Origin of the sequence: Virgibacillus dakarensis (assembly GCF_900155625.1) — a bacterium.
Classification (GTDB): Bacteria; Bacillota; Bacilli; order Bacillales; family Amphibacillaceae; genus Lentibacillus_C; species Lentibacillus_C populi.
Window position 1 is genome coordinate 628,474 of record NZ_LT732554.1, and the last position, 20,423, is coordinate 648,896.

Here is a 20,423-nt window from a genome sequence, read left to right on the forward strand (position 1 = left end):
CCGCCCGGTCCTTTTCGTAGTTGAAAAAAGCCCAATTTCTTAATATAATACTAAGAAATTGGGCTTTTTAATATCGGAATTTCAGCGGTTTAAGGGAATATCCAAAATACGGCATCATTAATCGCTACTTCGTTTATAAGCAGGCTTTACGGAGAGAAGCCGAACAACTCGTACAAGTGGGCATTATTCATGAAAAAGAAAATACACACTATCTCACTTTTGGAAGAACTTCGCAAAGTCGTACGCATAAATAAAGGCATGTATCAAGAACGTCTATAACAGAATCAGCCTTGCCTTTCATTTTACTTTAAGTTTTTAACTCCCGTTTCTAATATTTCCATTTGCAGCAGTGTCTGTTCATCTGTAATGGTTTTATCTTTACCATTTATGACGGCTTCATATAAGTCATCATATACTCTGCCATAATCACCATTTACGGATTTCACTTTTTCTTCGCGGATTGTACCTTCTTCATCGATATATGTCAGTACACCATAATGTTTTATTGTATCTATACCAAAATCCTTGTTATCAGGCATGTAAAATAACTTTAAATGTTCTTCCTGACGATCTTTGGTTTGTTTCACAAAACACCCGTTTTTACCATAAACGGCGAAGCTGGGTCTTTCTTTAAGTCTAAAATAACTGGATTTTACAGATACCTTTAACCTGCCATAATATAAATCCAAATCGAAATAGTCATTCATTCTTCCTTGTCCTAATAATTGCCTTACATCATAATGTATATGATCAGGCTTGCCAAAATAGCTGATGACCTGATCTAGTGTGTGACAGCCATGTTGATATAAAAATGACGAAGCAGGATCAAAGGAATGAACAGACTCAGGTACTTCGGGACGATAATAGTCATAATGCATTTCCACTTCCAACAAGTCCCCCATTTTTCCTTCTTCAATGACCTTTTGAACGGTTAAAAAATCACTATCAAATCGTCTATTTTGGTACGCCTGAACAATTAATCCTTTCTCTTTTGCCAATGCAAATATTTCTTTTGCCTGTCTTGATGTTTCCATAAAAGGCTTTTCGACCAAACAGTTTTTATTATGTTCTAATACGATTTTTGTGTATTCATAGTGGCTGTCATGTCTTGTGCAAACCACGATGAGTTGAATGTCCTTGTCATTTAATAATTCATCTAAATCAGAAGTATAATTTACTCCTGCAATCCTATCCCAGCTATCATGTTCAGGATTTCTTCGATAAATTGTTTTTACCTTTATATTCTCTCTTTGCAGTACGAATGGCAGATGATATCTGTTCGTACTTTTCCCATTTCCAATATAACCGATAGTAAGCATAGCAGCCTCCTGAAATGTATTTATATGCAATATCTTCTGTTAATACCGAAGAAACAGTCTGTACCTATCCGAACGCCAAGTGAAAGGCTTTCTTCGACTTCTTTCATTGAATCGTTGAAAAAGCACCTCCTTATATGGATAAATTTATCATACTAGGAGGCACTTCTCTATTTATATACGTTATTTAGATACAGACTTATATTAAATCTTTAAAAAAGCTCGGGTAAGTATCTTTACTTATTACATCAAGTGTATAACGTGGAAGACGACACCAACCACGAACAATCCAAGTATCATGACAATTGGAGAAACTTTCTTCCTAAGCAGCCACATACAAAGAAGTGTTAGCAACAATCCAGCTAAACCGGGAATTAAGCTATCCAAGTTGTCTTGTAAAGTAGTTACCTCATATTCGCTTAATGATCGGCCCTCAGCTTGCTGTTCCATTGCAGATTTAATTCCTTCAGACCCAGCAGGTAATTTATCCCAATCAATATAAGCACCTTCGTCAAGTTGAACTTTAGATACCGTTGGTGTAAATGCTACAGATACCCAACGGTTAACTAATGAACCAAGGATGAACATCCCCAGTATTGCTGCACCTTTTGTAATATCCTGAAGTAATCCGCCAGATAAGTCATCCGTAATTTTAGAACCAGCTTTGTAGCCAAGTTCTTGTGTATACCACATGAATCCCATACGAATGATATTCCATAAAACGAAGTAAAGAATTGGTCCAAGTATGTTACCGGTCATAGCAAGAGAAGCCGCTAATGCACCGAGGATTGGTTTAACCGTGAACCAGAACATTGGATCCCCGATACCTGCTAAAGGCCCCATCATTCCGACTTTAACCCCTTGAATTGCCTTGTTGTCAACCGGTACACCATTTGCACGTTCTTCTTCAAGTGCTAAAGTTACACCAATAATAGGGGAAGCCACATAAGGGTGGGTATTAAAAAACTCTAAGTGACGTTCCAGTGCAGCAGCACGATCTTCTTTTGATTTATATAATCGTTTGATTGCGGGGATCATGGAAAATGCCCAACCACCGTTTTGCATACGCTCATAGTTCCAAGAACCTTGAATGAAAGTGGAACGCCACCAAATAGAAATACGATCTCTTCTTGATAATTTCAATTCTTGTGCCATTTTAATGTCCTCCTCCTTCTTTAGTAGTTATCAATAATATCGCCTAATGGATCACCAGTGTTTCCGTTTCCGCCATTACCCGAACCGCCTTGTTTAGTAAGCGCTAAATAGATAAGTGCAAGAGCTACACCGATACCGCCCAGACCCACAAGGGTGATAGATGGAATAGTCGCTAATACGAAACCAATTGCAAAAAATGGCCATACTTCTTTTGTTGCCATCATGTTAATTACCATTGCATAACCAACGGCTACTACCATTCCCCCGCCGACTGCTAAACCGTCTGTCAACCAGCTCGGCATTGCTTCGAGCATGTCTCTAACCGGACCTGCACCGATAGCCACAATCAATGCAGCTGGAATTGCAATACGTAACCCCTGCAGGCAGATAGCGATAACATGCCACATTTCAATTTTCCTAAAGTTCCCTTCTTTCGCTGCAGCATCCATTAAATGTACTATTCCTGTTGCAATGGTACGGACGACGATTGTCAATAATAAACCTGCAACTGCAAGTGGAACTGCAATCGCAATTGCGGAAGATACACCGGCTTGACCTTGACCACCTAAAACTAAAATAATTGCAGATGCAACAGATGCTAATGCAGCATCTGGCGCCACGGCAGCTCCGATGTTTGCCCAACCTAAAGCTATCAGTTGCAAGGTACCACCTAAAACAAGGCATGCCGCTAAATCCCCTGTAACCAAGCCGATTAACGTACAAGCAATGATTGGCTGGTGAAAGTGGAATTCATCCAATACGCCTTCCATACCAGCTAAAAATGCTACGATAACAATCAATATTATTTGAATAATAGTCAAATCCATAATTATTAATCCTCCTTTTTCTGGTAATCAGGATCATTTCTGTTTGTTTAACTCCGCTTGAGCCCTTTTAATAATTTCATCCATGTCGCCTTGTGAATCGTTCGGAACTTTACGTACATCGAAATTCAAACCAGCTTCTTTTAACTTAGTAAAAGCATCAATATCATCTTGACTAAAGGCCAACACCTTATTCGGTTGAACTTTACCAGGTGAGTGTGCCATAGAACCAACGTTGATTGTCTCCAGTGGAACACCACCTTCAACCGCTCTAAGCGCATCTTGCGGGTTTTCGAAAAGAAGTAACGCGCGCTGGCCGCCAAAGTGTTGATCATCTTTAGCAAGTTCGATCATTTTATTAACAGGAACAACGTGTGCTTTTACACCTGAAGGAGCAGCCTGTTGGATCAATTTCTTACGAAGTTCATCCTTCGCTACTTCATCAGACACAACGATGATACGTGTAGGCAGTGTATTTTTGGTCCAGGATGTCGCAACTTGTCCGTGAAGTAACCGAGAGTCAATACGCGCTAACACATATTCAAATTTACCAGGAGCACCTGTACTTGCTGGTTGAGCAGTTTCTGCTGCAGAAACTGCTGGTTCTAATTCTTCAGGTTTTACTTTAACCGCTTCTTTAGCTGTGCCAAGAATATGAGCAGCAATTTCATGCGCTGTGTTCATTGAGAAGCGCGATGAATAAGCTTCGATCAACATTGCCAAGTTCAAACCAGCAACAATTGCCCATTTATCTTTGTGTTCTTCCACCAAGCTGTTGGCTTGGTTGAAAGGAGTTCCACCCCAAAGATCGACTAAGAATAATACTTCGTCTTGATTGTCGAAAGAAGCGATTGCTTCTTTCATTTTTGCCTTTACATCATCAGGTCCTTCGCTCGGCATCAATGTAACAGCTTTTACATTTTCTTGTTCTCCAAAGATCATCGCACCAGATTGCAAGATACCGTTTGCAAATTCACCGTGACTAGCAATGATAATTCCTACCATCTTTTTACCTCCTCTATTATGGTTAAGGCCTCTATAAACATGCTAAGCTCCTAAAGTAGTATTTTTTTCAGCTCATCTGAGGCGATTACGTTTCGTAATAAAAAAAGCATGAGCAAAAGTAGACTAGTGAGTTAAATGAAAGCATGGGGGTAAAAAGACCTACATTCTTCGTTTTAATCACTACTTTTTACTCATGCCTGATCGAATCAGTAACACGTAAAAAATATTTGCGATGGTTATTTTTTTGAAAAGGCTTTAATGATAGCGTTAAACAAACCATCAACCGAACTACTTTAATAAGCTTCTATAAAGTAGATTAACACACCAGTTTTCCTCTTTCAAGAAAACAGTTATTTGTTCACACCTCCGTAACAGTTTATCCGTTAACGATTTATGAAGATGTCCCAACAAAAAAAGACAAGTTCCGACCTGTCTTGGATGTAAAACTATTACTTTTTAGATTTAGGCTTGAAATTTCGTTTGATCACATCAAAGAAACCTAATGATTGAACCATATGATTCGGATCAACGTATTCACGAATTGCTCGAAGGACCTTTTTCGGATCTTTAGAGGAAAATGTATATGTCCCATTCCGCTTCGTTTGGATAGCATAACGCGGGATCCATTTCCCTTTGAACAAGACTGAAGCGATCACGTAATCAACTTCTTCCCAAGGAATTTGAATAAACTTACGAGCATCACGATTATTGAAGAATTCAAATCCTTTGTCTCCAATCATAATCTTACCATAATCTGAAATTCTTATATGTGAGGTTGCATCAATAACTAAATCGACTTTTGTGTTGATTGATTGGACCATTTGATCTACCCCATTTCTTTCTTTTCATAATACTATTATACACGCTTTACCAATTAAATAAAAAATACTTGGGACAAGTTACAGCATTCCTTCATAGAGACTTGTCAATAGTGCATGTATTCCTTATAACTGAGCAATGAACATGAATGAAAATTCAATTGGTTCAGTTAAACCTGTGATGAAGAAAGTTAACACAAACCTTATTGACTTATGATACGGCTCACCCTTATTGTTTGAGAGGCAAAAATAGGCATTGGTCCATTACCGATGCCTATTTTCCAACTTTAAATTCATTTGTTGTAACAATGGTCTTTATTACATCTTTGCAATGTCTAAAATGAGTTGGTCAAACTCTTTAATTAATTTCTCATTACTATATCTTTAAAATCTGTTTCATACATTTCCTTAAAATTCCTACCTACTCTATCATTTAATAATGCAATAAAATCATCAATTGCAGGCAATATGGATTCTAACTTTCTTAAATCCAAAGCAATATTAGCCATCATAGCTGGTCTAAGATTGGCTTCCTTAATACTTTGTTCTAACCTTTTTTGCTCATCAGACCAATAACTCAGATAAGCTAATCTACTTTCTACACTATAGATATTTGCTTGATAATTCTCATATCTATTTTCTTCTTTATAAAACTTATAATCATCACTATTTACCACTATGAAAAATAGCTTTTTTTGATAATCTATATCTTTCATTAATTGAGTAATTTCATACATACAATTTAATGATTTTATATACGCGCTGGTCACTAATGCAATAATAACATCATGATTTCTGATAGTTTGCATAAACTCTGATAAACTGTCCCTATACTGAGTGACATTTATATCGCGAGTAGTTTCTAAATTTTTATATAAACTTATTTTCTCTTCTATAAGATTTACAAGATCACTATCTTTATGTGCATAGGAAATAAACACCTTCTGTACTTTTAATTCTTCAAGCGCTCCATTACCATTAATCCTGTAAGGCACTTTATTTACTTTTACTAATTCATCAGATTTATTCACAGAAATAAAAAGAATACTAGCATCTTCTATGGTCAAATATCCACTTTTTATATTTATACTGCCTTCTATCAAATCTTGAATTCGTTCTAAATCAACTTTAAATGGGAACTTCTTCAATTCCAGCCTTTTTGCATCATCTCTGATTCCAAATATTATATCCCCTCCATCACTATTCGAATATGCAGAAATTAATTTTGCTATTTCTTCATCACTAGCAATTGGGTGTATGTATGTTGTATTCTTCCTATCATTTTCACTTATTTTATTTTTAATATCTTCAATTGTTCTAAACACGAAAAATTACCTCCTCATAATTTTGTCAAAGGAATTCTTGAAATACCTGTTGTTTTTAGAAGATCTCCTAAAGTAATCATTCGTTGCACTTCTCCATCATCGGTCCACAACTGATAATTAATATCATCTAAAGCCTCTAATTCTTCTTCATAATAAAATATGATTTTTTGATAGTCACTTGGTCGAATAACAATTCGTATATCAGTTCCTTTATACTTAGCTGGAAATATCGTTTCCGAATATCTCACTTTCATCCATCCCTCAATAGTTGGTGGAAGTATATAATCCGAAATAGTGCTTAAATATTGATATATATTTTGTATACTCCTGTTTATCAACCCTTCAACATATCGTTTTAATTCTTCAGATGAAGTCACTACATGCTTTAACTGTTCAATAATATCTTCTCTACTTAGTTCTGAGTTAGAAATAATCTCCAATACCTTATCACGATTACTAATAATTTCATCTAATTCTTCATACTTAATATTATTTTCCTCTATTTTTTCGGCAATTTTATATCTTCTTAAATTTTCTTCTGGAGTGGATAACATCATCCTTTTAGGATATAAATTTCCAAACCACTCTATAGCTTTTTCCTGATTTGATATGAACCAATTGGTTAATTTATTAAATATATTTTGAATCACTAGCGTTGCATTAATTATAACTAATAATAAAAAATGTTGGTAATGTTCAATTTTTGACTGTCTAGACAACAAAAAATCCTTTATAATGAATAGGTCAGGTGGTTTCCTGTCCAAATCCAATATAAAGGACCATAACATGGACAAGAATACACTAAAATCAGCATTTGGTAAATGGATTGCACCTATAAATTCTAAAAAACTTTTTGACCAAGTTAAAAATCTAAAACAAGATAGCTATACCAAAAAACTCACGACTGAAGCCTATATTAAACTGATGCTCTATGCACAAGTACATGAAACGGAAGGGCTTCAAGCACTAAGTGACGCTTTATTGGATACAGACTTTCAGAAAGCTGTTGGTTTTGAGTCGATTAGCGCATCTCAGCTCTCACGCAAGAATAGAGAAATAGATCCATCCATATTAGCAACCCTATTTCTAGATCTTGTTTACCAGATACACGGATATCATAATAATGCTTATAAAAATATGCCGTTAAAAATCATCGATTCTAGCACGTTGCCCCTTAACTTAACCAATTATAAGTGGGCAAAATTCCGTAAAACGAAGGCTGGTGTCAAGTTGCATTTGCGCCTTGTTTTTATGGATAAAGAAACAGTTTATCCCGAAAAGGCTGTCATCACAGTAGCCAAAGAGCACGATCGCAATCAGCTTGAAGTCCTTGTTGATGACAACGAAGCCATGTATGTCTTTGATCGTGGCTATATGGACTACGAACGTTTTGATCGAATGACGGATGATGGATTCTTCTTTGTATCCAGACTAAAGAAAAATGCCGTCATTCGTGAAGTATGTTCATTTTCGGTTCCAGCTGAATCAACGGTTTTAACCGATAGAATGGTTTACATAGGCTCCACACAAAAACGTTGTGAAAATGTTTTTCGTCTTCTCGAAGTGATGGATACGAAAGGCAACATCCTTCGATTGATTACCAATCGATTCGACTTGGAACCGCAAGAAATTAGTGATATTTATCGATCACGCTGGGCCATTGAACTGTTTTTCAAATGGTTAAAGCAGCACGTGGAAATCAAACATTTTTACGAAATGAGTGAAACGGCTTTACAAAATCAAATCTATATAGCACTCATCACCTATTGTTTACATGTGCTTATCCAACTGGAAACGAAAAGCAAGAAATCGTTGCTTCGAATTACCCGTTGGTTAAGGGCTGCACTATGGAAGCCGGCTTACATTTGGCTTCACAGATTTGAAAACAAGACAGTTCCGTAATAAGTAACATTGTTGTAGGTCGTATCAATTGTATTAACTGTATAATTTTGCCAAATGGACGGAGCCATCTTTAATTGGACTTTGACTTTTTGGCAAAAATTACGGGAATAGTATTTACTGAACATTTTGACTATATTTATGCAATGCTAGTGATTTTGAATATGTTCCTTTCTTTCTATTCTATCAATGGTTTCTTTGGAAAGAATTTGTGAAACTCTCTCATCAATTTTCTCGGAACATTTTTCACTAGTTTTTACTCTTTTAGGATTCTCTTGGAAGTATCTTTCAAAAGCAGTAATTTCTTTTATTAACAATGTAAATAGAATATTCTCTTCTAATAAGACTAAGATATTTTTTAATTCCCAATCAATATTATTATCTAAGTAAATCCTCTCAAATTTAACGAACTCATTGTTTTGATTCGGAACAAAAGCTGCTGTAACAACTTTATCGATACCTGCATCTTGAATCCAAAGGTTATAGAACATATTTAACCATTCTAATATATTTCCATTGGTCAAATAGGAATTTAATTTTTCTATATTAGAATCTTTAAAAAAGGTGTCATTTATCCAAGAAAACGGGACATTTGTGCCGAAAACTTTGGCCCAACCTTGATATGTATTTTTGGTAGGTATAGTTACTCCCTTAAAATTAGATAAAATATCCCAAAAAAGATCTCTATTCTCTTCATCTATAGTTAGTGGTATCCCTATTACTATTTGGTCACTACTATTTTTAAATGCTATTCTATTAGAACCTCCTAAATCGTTATGAAGAGGGATTATTGGCTTCTTTTCAATATATTTTTTAATTTCTGTATAACAATATTCTTGAATATTTGACTCATTGGACTTATTTAATATACATATGTTAAATTCATTTCTAGTACTTTTATGCTCTAAACAATAACTTATCAACTCTTTAAATAAAGATACTGCTTTTATAATTAATTCCATATTAGCTTCATTATTATCTCTTATAGCATTCCTATCTCTTTCAACTTCAAATATTGCTGAATTAACTATGATAGGAAAACTGAATTCCTCTGTACCAACTAAAGGAAATTCACAAAAGACTTTAGGTATTGAAGAAGAAATGGGCAAGAAATGTATTTCATTATCAATACGTTCAATAGCACAAGCAATTGTTACACTATTATCATTTAATATTAGTAATTCTCTATTTCCATTTGGACCTTCAATCTGTACCAGCTTTACTTTTTCATTTATAGAAGAAGTTAATTCTTTTACTTTTCTATAAACATCCCCATTGCATGTAATAGAATTAATATTATTATTAAAAGCCAACACATAAGGCATGGTCTCATTTAAATCCTTTATACCTTGTTCTACCGCCTCCATAATTTCCACATCGTCTTCTATTAAGTAAATGAATTTTGTATCATCGTAATGATCTTTAAGTTCGCTTTGACCGTTATTCAAAATTCCTAGTTGTTCCAACATAATTTTAGTATTTGTTTTTATATCACTATATTCATTTCCAGTTCTATCAACAGTAAAATCTAGTTTTGTATAATTATGTTCTTTTTTTACAAATGATCCCTCAATTTGTACTATCTCTGATAATAAATGCGTTGACATAAAGCCCGTCCCAAATTTACCAATCTTTTTTTCTTCTGAACTTTGTTTAGAAGAGATTTGAGTAATTAAATCTAAAAGATTTTCATATGAAAAAGGTAAACCATTGTGACTAAATATTACTTTATTGTTCGCATAGTCTATTCCAATGTCTATCTTTTCATTTTTGGGGGTACAATCCGAAGCATTTTGAATCAACTCCCATATCCATCTGCGCCTAATAATCTTTTTTGTTGCTTCTGTGGATTCTCTTATTTTTTTCAATTCATCCCAAATGGTATTAGAACTCGCATCTAATACTTTATTCATCAAAATTTCTTCATTGGACATGACAATAATTAAACCTCTTTCAGTAATTTTTGATTAATTAAAAGCCTACAAACTAAAGAAAAAGTATCCTAAATACGTTGCACCAACAGGGTTACCTACACCAAAAGTTTTAGTAACCAGTATTTAGCTAGTTACTACACTATCCAAATATTGAATCGCAAATGAAATTAATGAAAGGCAACGTTTATAAAAGTAATCATAGTGTCTATTATCCTCAATATCTATTTTTGTAGTTTCATGATGCCGGATTCTAAAATTATTACCAATAACAGTAAGTTCACGAAACTCCTTTTCAAAAATCTCTTGATATGGTGCATTATTATTGCTCATATCCCTTATAATTCTTTTTATTGATTTCTTCTTATCTAATGTCGGAGAGTAATATGTCTTCAACCTTTCAAAAGCATCCCAGAGTTTTTCAACGGCAATTTTCAAATTACCCTCGTCATAATATTTTGTGGCTTCCTGAAGTAACTCCTTGAGTCCTACCTCTTCAATTGAAGCTAGTGTTGTTTTCTTAATATGACTATCAAACGTGCCTATAATCTTGCCGTTATCTAACTTCAATGCAATATCATTGAGCTTCAATATTGTATTAATCTTAGCGTCAAAGTCGTTGGAACAGCTATGTTTCGCAAAAAGTTCGACTACATCCATCACACAATAAGGTGAACTTTTTAATATAAAATTTTGTAGGTTATTAGTTTCAACGTACTGATTTTGGTCATTGTAGCACTTAGGGATATAAAACTGCCGTATATCATTAAATACTTCTTCACTTATTAGGATATTGTAAGAAAATCCTGTTTCATCTGTTTTCTGATATTTGTCATTATATCTTTCTAAAAGTTGAAAAATCTGATTTCTCACATCACGTTTAATTGATAATGATATTCTTTTCTCTTTTATTGCTTTTAAATTTCTCTGAGAGTAAGGAATAAATATACTATTTTCTTCTGGCTGAAATATTCTCCACCCAAAGATATCACGGTTAGATATTTTTTCCGCTGGATAAAGTTCATATCCATCATTTCGCAACACTCTGTTTACCTCATCAAGAAACTCCTTCCAATATCCTTTTTCATACCTAACTACAGGATGAAATATCTCACAAATAAATTTCAAGTATATTTCATCACTACCGTTTTTTAGTTGGAATCGTTCATCCTCAAATACCCAACAAATTGGATAATCATCATTGTTTACTGTGTGATGCCATATATCATCTTCGGCATTTGAAAACCTTAAATCCAAACTTGGCATACTTTTCAAATCATATAATCTTTTGAGAAAGTCAATTTCATCCATTCGGCCAAAATAAAGATAAGTAACATTTCTCGTTTCAAATAGGTCCCATATATCAATTCCATTTCTAAATATATCAAGAATATCACGCTTTGTTATCTCAGTAATTCGGTTCATGATCTAAAGCCACTCCCCTTATCTTTAACTTTGTATTTGAGAGTTATCTGTTCATAGAATATAGGAACAGTAACTCAGGGATATAAAACTGTCAGCCATATAAAAAAGTTACTCCACCTAACTTCTTTAAAATGACTGACATTCGATGTTCCTAATATTTACATAAACACTATCTCGTGGAATATCCTAACCCCTAACCCTTTACTTCAATTATGTTTCACCTTAAAGTTTGCTTAGTTACAAATTCATCTTTAAATTTTCAGCCTGTTCTAATACTTCTTTATAGGCGGTATCCAATGAAACAGGAGGATACCCATTATTAGCTAACAATAGAATTAAATCTACTTGTAGTTGGGCTTTTATATCTAATCTAGTATTCCAATCTGTATATTGAGATTTATCTTCTACTATTTTTTTAACCTCTCTTGAAAGTTGGATTAACTTTTCTTCAGGATACTCAAATTCAAATGTATCACGGACATACTTTAAGACATCATAAAACGCCTTTTCTTCATAGTCAATTCCTAGCTTTTCAAATGAATTCTTTTCCTCTTTCAATTGTTGCATTAGGTCTGAAAGCTGCTCTGCCACTTCGTCAAGGACTTCAGATGCAAAGGCTTCTTCCTTACGCCTATCATTGTATGTGGCAACTAGTCTTCTTAATCTTTCTTCAAATTCTACCCCTTTTATCCTATTAACCTTTTTGAAGTTCTCTATTGATTGCCTTAATAACTGTTGTAGAATCTTAATTTTAGTATTTGGCTTTATAATTGCGTTAATTCTTGCTAGGTATTCATCACTAAAAATATCGATTTCGCTATTCTTAGTTTTGGTATCCTTTCCAATTTCGTAAATTTGTTCTACCCCTTCTGAAGTAATAGCTGCCTCAAGTAATTCCCTTACCTTAGCATTCATTTGCTGTAAATCAGGTGCGACTCCTTTTGTTAATTTGAATAAAACAGATCGAACCGCAGTATAAAAGGAAATATTATCCCTATCTTCATTGCTAAATTTATCTGATGTACTACATAAATTAAACGCACTTTTTAACCTTTTGACTGAATACATAAATCTATTTTCTAACTCCTCGGTGACTTGTATAAATTCAACTGCATCTTTTAATACCTGCAATTGATCAAGAGAATCCCCAAAGAAATATTTATTTTTATTAAATCGATAAAAGATCTTATCTAGTACTTCTAATTCATCTCGAACAATTTTAATTGCCTGTGATATATCTGGTAATTCCTCAGTTTGGTAGTTGGTATATTGTTGCATTGCTTCATTTAAACTCTTCTTTATTCCAATATAATCAACAATTAATCCGCGTTCTTTTCCTTTATAAACTCGGTTAACACGTGATATCGTTTGAATTAAGGTGTGCTTCTGAATTGGTTTTGATGTTAGTCTAATAATTGGACATAACAAATGGGGATTTTTATACTAAATATAATAATCTCTAGGAGTGTCTAAGATGGCCAAACGATATGATAAAGAATTTAAAGTATACGCAGTGAAACTGGTAGCCGAAGACGGTAGGAAAACAGCAGAAGTGGCAAGGGAATTAGATTTAGTCCCACAGACGCTGCAAAAATGGGTAGCTAAGTATAAGGAGGACCAAGAGGATAGTTTTGTAGGAAGTGGGAATCGAAGTCCTAAAGATCAAGCTGGATATGAAAAAGATAAACGGATTCGGGATTTGGAAGAGGAGGTAGCTATTTTAAAAAAGGCTATGGGCATCTTCGCAAAAAACCAGAGATAATTTATGTATTTATCCAAGAACACCGCCACGAATTTCGTGTAGAGAAGATGTGCCAAGTACTAGGTGTTTCCAAGAGTGGTTATTATGAGTGGAGAGATCGTCCTGTCAGCGATCGAGCCAAACGCAAACAAAAACTGACGTCCCAAATCAAACGTGTATTTATTGAATCGAAGAGAAGGTATGGAAGCCCTAAAATCACCCAGGTTTTACGTGGTGAAGGGATACCTGTTTCTCAAAAAACGGTGTCTCGTATCATGAGGGAAAATGGCTTACGTTCTAAAACGGTGAAGAAATATAAGGCGACAACGAACTCGAAGCATTCGCACCCTGTCTATCCAAATCTATTAAACCAAAATTTTCGGGTAGATAAGCCAGGACAAGTATGGGTGAGCGATATCACGTACATTTGGACCAAAGAAGGATGGCTCTACCTAGCGACCGTCATGGATTTGTTTTCCAGGCGAATTATTGGTTGGGCAATGAGTCATCGAATGACCAAAGAATTAACACTCACTGCATTAAAAAGAGCCATCAGCCAGCAAACGCCGCAAGAAGGGTTGATTCATCATTCAGATAGAGGCAGCCAATATGCAGCGAAGGAGTATCAGGCGCTTTTAAGAAAACATCATATCATCACAAGTATGAGCCGGAAAGGCAACTGTTATGATAATGCATGTATCGAGTCGTTTCATAGTGTGCTCAAGAAGGAATTAATCTTTCATGAGAATTATCAAACCAGAGAAGAAGCAAAGCGTAATATCTTCTCTTACATCATGACGTTTTATAATTTCAAGCGAATTCACTCGACCATTGGATATATGGCACCAATGGCGTATGAAAAAATGTATCTAAGGTAAGATAGCTTTATAGAAAAACGTACTAGCCTCTCTGTTAAAAGAAGGGGCGTTCTTTCCCCTTATTTTAACAGAGAGGGAAGCAAGCGGAGCGCGGTAGGAATTTAAAAAATTCACCATTTCTAGTGTCCAATTTCTTGACATAGATCCACTAACATCAAAATAGCCATTTAAATATGAATGGTAACCATTAATAGCGGATTAACCCCCGAATTTTGGACAATAACACTCTTAAACTAGCTTTTCCTTAAAATTACGTTATTTTCTCCAGTTTATCTTCTTCTTTTGTCCGCCTGAGATTATAGCCAATGCTTCCATTCCATCAAGGGTAAAGGCTTTGCCCTCGCTACGCTTCGCCCTTGATTCCATTCCAGGATTGGCTGGTTTCAAGGCGTGGACAAAAGGAAGAAAAATGGAAGGGGGATTAAACCCGTATTTCCTTTATGTCTGCCTTCTTGCCTTTTTGTAACTTGTAGAACTCATTAGGTGCTAAGTCACGAATACTAGAATGAATGCGCCGATTGTTGTAAAAGTCCATGAAATTTGTAATTGCTTCATACGCCTCTCCATAGGTTTCAAATTCAAATCGGGACATACAATCGTCCTCCATGATGCGATGGAATGATTCAATATGGGCATTCATATTTGGCGTCTTAGGCGGTATACGCTCATGTTCCACATTTAGACCCTCACAATGATCTTCAAATGTATTTGAAATGAATTGTGGTCCGTTATCTGTACGTACGACAGGCTTTTCTTGCGCTTCAAATAACTGTCGTTTCAATAAGGCCCGATTTAATATCTGCACAGTATCAACTGCAGTACAATGCAGTCCTATATGATAATTGATGATAGATCTGTCACATACATCGATAATGGAAAAAACAAAGAGAAATCGGTCTTCACCGTGGACATAGCCGTATTTAATATCTGCCTCCCAGAGCTGATTAGATTCAGTAATAACGCGATTTCTTGCCAGTTTCCTAGGATGCGAGATTTTTTTCCTTCTTTGTGGTTTTAAAATATCTAGCTCCTTACAAAGGCGGTATACCTTCTTTTTATTGATTTTTAGTTTATATTGATCGCGGCGTAGGGCCAGGGTTAATTTGCGATAACCATAACCATTACACTCGCCAGATATAAGTTCTAACAAGAATTCTTTGATTTGTTCGTCGGATACTTTCTTTCCGTCCTCATTGATGGAGTAGCCTGGTGCTGGACGGCCCTCACTCACTTGCCTCTCTTCCACACGGTAATTCTTTTGGTAATAGTATGTGGAACGAGGAACATTTACGATTTTCAATACCAATTTGATGGCATATCCTTTTTGGATCCATTTATCGGCTACTTTAATTTTTTCAGCAAGTGAGGGTCCTGCTTTTTTACAAGATCCCGTAAAACGGCGATTTCGAGATCCTTTTCACCCAATATTTTTTTCAAATGGTCATTCTCATTGGCAAGCTGCTTGGAATCAAGATCTGGAATAGTTGTCACATCAACATCTCCGTACTTGCCGTCCTTGTACTCTCGCACCCACCGTGTCACCATGTTGGCATTTAAATCATAACGGCGTGCAACAACAGATGTTTTTCCTGTTTCCATTGCTTCTTTGATAACCTGTATTTTAAATTCTTTTGAATGTCTTGTGCGTTTCATGTTGTAAGCCTCCCTAACACATTAAGTAGTATAATACATTCCACTCTTAGTGTCCAAGTTCATTTAGGGGCTTATGAGATAGATACCAACCCAAACATTGACTGGCACTGTATTTCACTAACTTTATTGCACTATTACTCTGCATAGTATCTTTTATTGGTAACTATTAATAGTTACCATATATTATTTTATCTTTAATTAACCACTGTATTCAATTCTATGTTGTACATAAAAGTTACCCTTTGTAGAGGAATATTAAAGCTAGAATAATGCCTTTTTAATGATATAACTTTATTTTTATATCACAAAAAAACAGTAAAGAATGTTTATATCCTTACTGTCTTTACGTATTCGTATTAGTACGAGATCATTTAAGTAATATCTTTAACATTCTCTCCGGATCAAACCCGCTTATCCACTCTCCATTTATATTGGTTTGTGGAACCGTTAATCTTTTCGTTTTTCCTATCAATTTCATCCTTGCTATAGGATTCAAGTCTACAATTACTTCTTTATAAGTAATATCAAAGGATTCTAGAAAGCTTTTTACCATTCCGCAGACTGGGCAGAAGCTTGATGTATATACTGTGACAGTTTGATTCATTTGTTCATAACCTCTTTTATTAATTCAAAATCCCTATTGAATCTCACTTGATTACTTACTTTTATCAATACAGGCAATCAATCTTTCTTCAATGTCGGTTGCAATTTCCTGTAATTCTTCATCTTCTACCATTTGAATTAAAGCAGTTGGTTTTGGTAGCCCTATCTTAGTTTTCCCTTCATCATCCTCGTAAACAACGATTTTACATGGAAGGAAATATCCAATTAACTGATTCGTTGACAACACACGTTGCGCTTCTATAGGGTTACATACTTCTAAAACAGTAAATGGATGGTCTAGTTCATATCCCTTCTTTTGCAATGTTTCCTTAATGTCAAACTGCCACTGAACACCAAACTTTTCTTCCTTTAAATTTACTTCCAATGACTTAATGGCATCTTCTATAGATTTGTTTGTCTCTATTGTGTAATGAAACATCTTTTGATTTCACTCCTATCTACTTAGTTTTTATTCAATATTTCCATTCCAATTATTCATTCCACCGACCATATCTTCAACTTTGAAACCTAATGCCTCAAGTATTCCACAGGCAGCTTTACTTCGGTTCCCAGATTGACAAACAACCACGTAGGCCTTATCCTTGTCTAGTTCACCTTTTCGTAATGCAAGCTGACCTAAAGGAATATTGTTTGCACTTGGAATTTTGCCACTAGCTACTTCTCCATTTTCACGAACATCAATTATGAATACTTCTTCACTATTTTGAAGACGTTTAGCTACTTCTTCTGGTGCTATTTGTTTTGCCATCACTTGTCATCCTTTCTAATACCAAGCACTCATTCCACCTTTTACATTGTAAATATTTTCGAAACCTTGTTTTTTCAGCATATTTGCTGCTTTTGCACTTCTCATTCCGCTTTGACATATAACAACAACTTCTTTATCTTTTTCCAATTTGTCTACTTGGCTAGGCAAATTGGAAAGTGGGATATTTTTAAACGGTTTGCGATGATTTGCTTTATATTCACCCGGTGTACGGACATCTATAAATTGAACACTTTTATCCTTAAATTTATCTTTTGCTTCTTGAACAGTTATATTCGTAATGCCCTTTTTGGGAATAAAACGATTGATCACAAAGAGTGCGATCAAAATAATAAAAATCCATTGTATAATATCCACTCTACCTTCACCTTCTCTTTTCTCAATTATTATCTGATGTCATTTTACCTTCTGTTCTAATTATTTCATTTGATTACTTCCATTAGACTAGAGTCAACCATATACCCAATGGGGTATATTTTATTTAAAAAGAAAAAGGCTGTTAAATTTCCTTTAGTAAGAAAATTGTTAGAACCTTTATCTACTTTTCACTAATAAATTTACTGCTTCTTTTACAAGTTCTTTCGTATCTTCGCCATTTTCAATATTTTCTCGAACACATTGTTCTAAATTCATGCTTACAATTAATCCAATTGTACGATCAATACCAGTACGAGATGCTGATAATTGAGTAATTACTTCCCTACAATCTTTATTTTGCTCAATCATATTTAATACGCCTCTAATTTGACCTTCAATACGTTTTAAACGATTTATAACAGATTTATCATACTCCATCTATTATTCCTCCTTTTCCTCTACACGTACAACCTAAAATCTCAAAACTATTAACATGATAGCCTTTCCGTAATAAAAATCGCACCCCTAGATTAAGATCCAACCGATTACCGGCTATCACATGAAGGGGTTGGTTCGGGATCTCACTATAATATCTTCTCAAATAAGCATAAGGAATCTGCATTGCCACATTCTTTAAAGTTCCTTTTTCGTTGTAATCTCTTAAATCTAATATAACGATATCCTTTTCGCCAATTCTATTCTTACAAGTTATTACCATAATCGGAAAATACCTTCTATATAATTCGTAACATAATAAAACAATAATTGCACTTAGCAAATATATAATCATAATTGATCACCTTTTAATAAGGATTACACAAACAATAATATACCCCATAAGGTATATTGTCAAGATTTCAATATTATTTTCTATTAGTCGCTTTTGCTTTCTTTAACAAAACTTATACATATCATGAGAATAGAAAATATATGGAGGATACACGAAATAATGTACCTCCGTTTCATTACTGTTAAATAATATTCTTCAGATTTTAAGTCAATCTATTTAAAATTATATTCAGTTACTATTCTTTCTCTACCAGTAACTAAATCATTAAAGTATTCATAAAGATTTACACCTAAATAAGACCCAGAAATGTTGTAAACATTCTCATATCCTAAATTTTGTAATGCCATTACCATATTATAACTTCTTTGACCTGAACGACAGTGAATGTATACAGGTTGATCTTTTGGAATTTCATCAAGTCTCTGTCTAAACTCACTTAAAGGAATATTAACTGCGTTTTTAAAATGACCTGCATTATATTCACCTTTTTCTCGTGCATCAATAATAAAAGCATTACTTTCTACTAGTTCTCGAACTTGGGAAACTTTTACTTCTTTGTATCTGCCTTGTAGTAGGTTTAGCCCTACTAAAGCGGCATGATTAACGACATCTTTAGCTGTTCCTAGCATTGGGGAGTAGGTCAATTCTAGATCTTTCAAATCTTCCAACGTTCCATTCATTGTAATCATGGTTGCAATAACATCAATTCGTTTATCTACATTTCCTTTACCAATTGCCTGCGCACCTAAAATTCGACCTGTTGGATATTCATAAACCAATTTAAAATGCAGCGGATTGCTGTCTGGCATGAGTCCCACTTTATCTCCCGGCATTAAGTAAACATAATCGTACATCATTCCTGCTTGCTCAGCTGTTCTTGCATTAAGTCCAGTAGATGCTGCATTGAGATCAAAGAGGTGGATGGATGATGATCCAATTACACCGATATTTCTATTTGGAATTCCATACATATGGTCTGCAGCCGCTCTGGCTTGTTTTTGGGCTGGCCCAGCTAGTGCTAGTCTTGTTTGTTTTTGTAACAAACGATGATACACTTCAATGGCATCCCCAACTGCATAAATATCTTTATCACTTGTTAAATAATTGGAGTCGACTTTAATAGCTCCTGTTTCTCCAATCTCAAGACCTGCCTCTTTAGCCAAGTTGGTTTCAGGTCTTACACCAATCGCTAATACCACTGCCTGCGCATCAATTTTCCTACCAGAGTTTGTTATAATATAACCATCAGATATTTGAGCTAATCCATCATCTAAAACAAGATTAACCCCATGATCCACCATTTCTTTATGAAGGATTTGAGCCATATCGTAATCAAATGGCGCCATGACTTGATTTGCAAACTCAACTAATGTTACATTATAGTCCGCAAGTTTAAGGTTTTCTGCAACCTCTACTCCAATAAAGCCACCACCGATGACCGCAATATCCTTTATACCTTTTTGCTTGATATATGAATTGATATTCTCAATATCGACTACGTTACGTACTGTAAAAACATTAGAATTGTCTATGCCTTCTAAATTTGGTCGAATAGGTGAAGCACCGGGAGAAAGCACCAATTTATCATAGTCCTCTTCGTATGTTTTGTCTGACATTAAATCTTTTACAGTGATTGTTTTCTTATCCCGATTAATTTGAATAACTTCCTGTTGTACCCTAGCTTGAATATTGTAGCGATTCTTAAAGATATCGGGAGACATTAAAACCAATTTTTCGCTATCTTCTACAATACCGCTTAAATGATAAGGTAACGAACAGTTCGAAAAGGATACGTGAGGACCTTTTTCAAACATAATAATCTCTGCACCTTCATCTAATCTTCTGACTCGTGCAGCGACAGAAGCTCCACCAGCAACTCCACCAACAATCAGTACTTTCTTTCCCATATTTAAGCC

Annotated in this window: 19 protein-coding genes and 1 pseudogene; 3 read left to right on the forward strand and 17 right to left on the reverse strand. The window is 34.9% G+C overall.

The annotated features are described in order from the left end of the window. Positions 1–74: 74 nt before the first annotated feature. Positions 75–267 (forward strand): annotated as a pseudogene (locus tag CZ382_RS24250) (hypothetical protein); the annotation flags it as partial. A gap of 35 nt (positions 268–302) precedes the next feature. Here the strand turns inward: CZ382_RS24250 and CZ382_RS12645 are convergent. The 7 genes from CZ382_RS12645 to CZ382_RS12675 form a co-directional block, all read right to left on the reverse strand. Further along, positions 303–1,319: an oxidoreductase gene (locus CZ382_RS12645; protein WP_088051581.1), complete on the reverse strand. Its 1,017-nt coding sequence runs from the start codon at positions 1,317–1,319 to the stop codon at positions 303–305. A gap of 240 nt (positions 1,320–1,559) precedes the next feature. Beyond that, positions 1,560–2,471, reverse strand: coding sequence for a PTS system mannose/fructose/sorbose family transporter subunit IID (locus CZ382_RS12650; protein ID WP_088051582.1), 912 nt, complete (start codon positions 2,469–2,471; stop codon positions 1,560–1,562). Between the two features lie 20 nt (positions 2,472–2,491). Continuing rightward, positions 2,492–3,298, reverse strand: coding sequence for a PTS mannose/fructose/sorbose transporter subunit IIC (locus tag CZ382_RS12655; protein WP_088051583.1), 807 nt, complete (start codon positions 3,296–3,298; stop codon positions 2,492–2,494). Positions 3,299–3,331: 33 nt separating this feature from the next. After that, positions 3,332–4,300, reverse strand: coding sequence for a mannose/fructose/sorbose PTS transporter subunit IIA (locus CZ382_RS12660; protein ID WP_088051584.1), 969 nt, complete (start codon positions 4,298–4,300; stop codon positions 3,332–3,334). Positions 4,301–4,749: 449 nt separating this feature from the next. After that, the gene (locus CZ382_RS12665; protein ID WP_088051585.1) at positions 4,750–5,121 is read right to left on the reverse strand and encodes a DUF956 family protein; all 372 of its coding nucleotides are present in this window, start codon (positions 5,119–5,121) and stop codon (positions 4,750–4,752) included. Between the two features lie 359 nt (positions 5,122–5,480). Continuing rightward, positions 5,481–6,443: a TIR domain-containing protein gene (locus CZ382_RS12670; RefSeq protein WP_088051586.1), complete on the reverse strand. Its 963-nt coding sequence runs from the start codon at positions 6,441–6,443 to the stop codon at positions 5,481–5,483. A gap of 14 nt (positions 6,444–6,457) precedes the next feature. After that, entirely contained in the window at positions 6,458–7,162 is a 705-nt protein-coding gene (locus tag CZ382_RS12675) for a hypothetical protein (RefSeq protein WP_140392733.1), read from the reverse strand. 67 nt (positions 7,163–7,229) lie between these two features. Here CZ382_RS12675 and CZ382_RS12680 point away from each other — a divergent pair, with 67 nt between their 5' ends. Then, complete coding sequence (locus CZ382_RS12680; protein ID WP_088051588.1) at positions 7,230–8,345, forward strand: IS4 family transposase; 1,116 nt, start codon at positions 7,230–7,232, stop codon at positions 8,343–8,345. Positions 8,346–8,491: 146 nt separating this feature from the next. Here the strand turns inward: CZ382_RS12680 and CZ382_RS12685 are convergent, their stop codons facing one another. From CZ382_RS12685 to CZ382_RS12695, 3 genes are all read right to left on the reverse strand, one after another. After that, positions 8,492–10,255, reverse strand: coding sequence for a sacsin N-terminal ATP-binding-like domain-containing protein (locus tag CZ382_RS12685; protein WP_140392734.1), 1,764 nt, complete (start codon positions 10,253–10,255; stop codon positions 8,492–8,494). 144 nt (positions 10,256–10,399) lie between these two features. Beyond that, positions 10,400–11,698: an AbiJ-related protein gene (locus tag CZ382_RS12690; protein WP_088051590.1), complete on the reverse strand. Its 1,299-nt coding sequence runs from the start codon at positions 11,696–11,698 to the stop codon at positions 10,400–10,402. A gap of 237 nt (positions 11,699–11,935) precedes the next feature. Further along, complete coding sequence (locus CZ382_RS12695) at positions 11,936–12,976, reverse strand: DUF3387 domain-containing protein (protein WP_235000428.1); 1,041 nt, start codon at positions 12,974–12,976, stop codon at positions 11,936–11,938. Positions 12,977–13,172: 196 nt separating this feature from the next. On the opposite strand from CZ382_RS12695, the gene CZ382_RS12700 reads away from it, so the two are divergent. Beyond that, positions 13,173–14,317 (forward strand): IS3 family transposase gene (locus CZ382_RS12700; protein ID WP_200809510.1). Its coding sequence is split into 2 segments (ribosomal slippage): positions 13,173–13,431 and positions 13,431–14,317, totalling 1,146 coding nucleotides; the frame shifts between segments, so codons are not numbered across the junction. Between the two features lie 421 nt (positions 14,318–14,738). On the opposite strand, the gene CZ382_RS12705 is transcribed toward CZ382_RS12700, so the two are convergent. From CZ382_RS12705 to CZ382_RS12740, 7 genes are all read right to left on the reverse strand, one after another. Beyond that, positions 14,739–15,970 (reverse strand): IS3 family transposase gene (locus tag CZ382_RS12705; RefSeq protein WP_088049320.1). Its coding sequence is split into 2 segments (ribosomal slippage): positions 14,739–15,700 and positions 15,700–15,970, totalling 1,233 coding nucleotides; the frame shifts between segments, so codons are not numbered across the junction. Between the two features lie 367 nt (positions 15,971–16,337). Next, the gene (locus tag CZ382_RS12710; RefSeq protein WP_088051592.1) at positions 16,338–16,574 is read right to left on the reverse strand and encodes a glutaredoxin family protein; all 237 of its coding nucleotides are present in this window, start codon (positions 16,572–16,574) and stop codon (positions 16,338–16,340) included. Positions 16,575–16,625: 51 nt separating this feature from the next. Continuing rightward, positions 16,626–17,012, reverse strand: coding sequence for a DUF302 domain-containing protein (locus CZ382_RS12715; RefSeq protein WP_088051593.1), 387 nt, complete (start codon positions 17,010–17,012; stop codon positions 16,626–16,628). A 30-nt stretch (positions 17,013–17,042) separates the two neighbouring features. Beyond that, on the reverse strand, positions 17,043–17,342 hold the full coding sequence (locus CZ382_RS12720) for a rhodanese-like domain-containing protein (RefSeq protein WP_088051594.1): 300 nt from the start codon (positions 17,340–17,342) through the stop codon (positions 17,043–17,045). A gap of 15 nt (positions 17,343–17,357) precedes the next feature. Further along, positions 17,358–17,717, reverse strand: coding sequence for a rhodanese-like domain-containing protein (locus CZ382_RS12725; protein ID WP_088051595.1), 360 nt, complete (start codon positions 17,715–17,717; stop codon positions 17,358–17,360). 177 nt (positions 17,718–17,894) lie between these two features. Then, positions 17,895–18,155 (reverse strand): metal-sensitive transcriptional regulator, encoded by a 261-nt coding sequence (locus CZ382_RS12730; RefSeq protein WP_088051596.1) that lies wholly within the window; start codon positions 18,153–18,155, stop codon positions 17,895–17,897. 564 nt (positions 18,156–18,719) lie between these two features. Further along, positions 18,720–20,414: an FAD-dependent oxidoreductase gene (locus CZ382_RS12740; RefSeq protein ID WP_088051598.1), complete on the reverse strand. Its 1,695-nt coding sequence runs from the start codon at positions 20,412–20,414 to the stop codon at positions 18,720–18,722. Positions 20,415–20,423 lie beyond the last annotated feature (9 nt).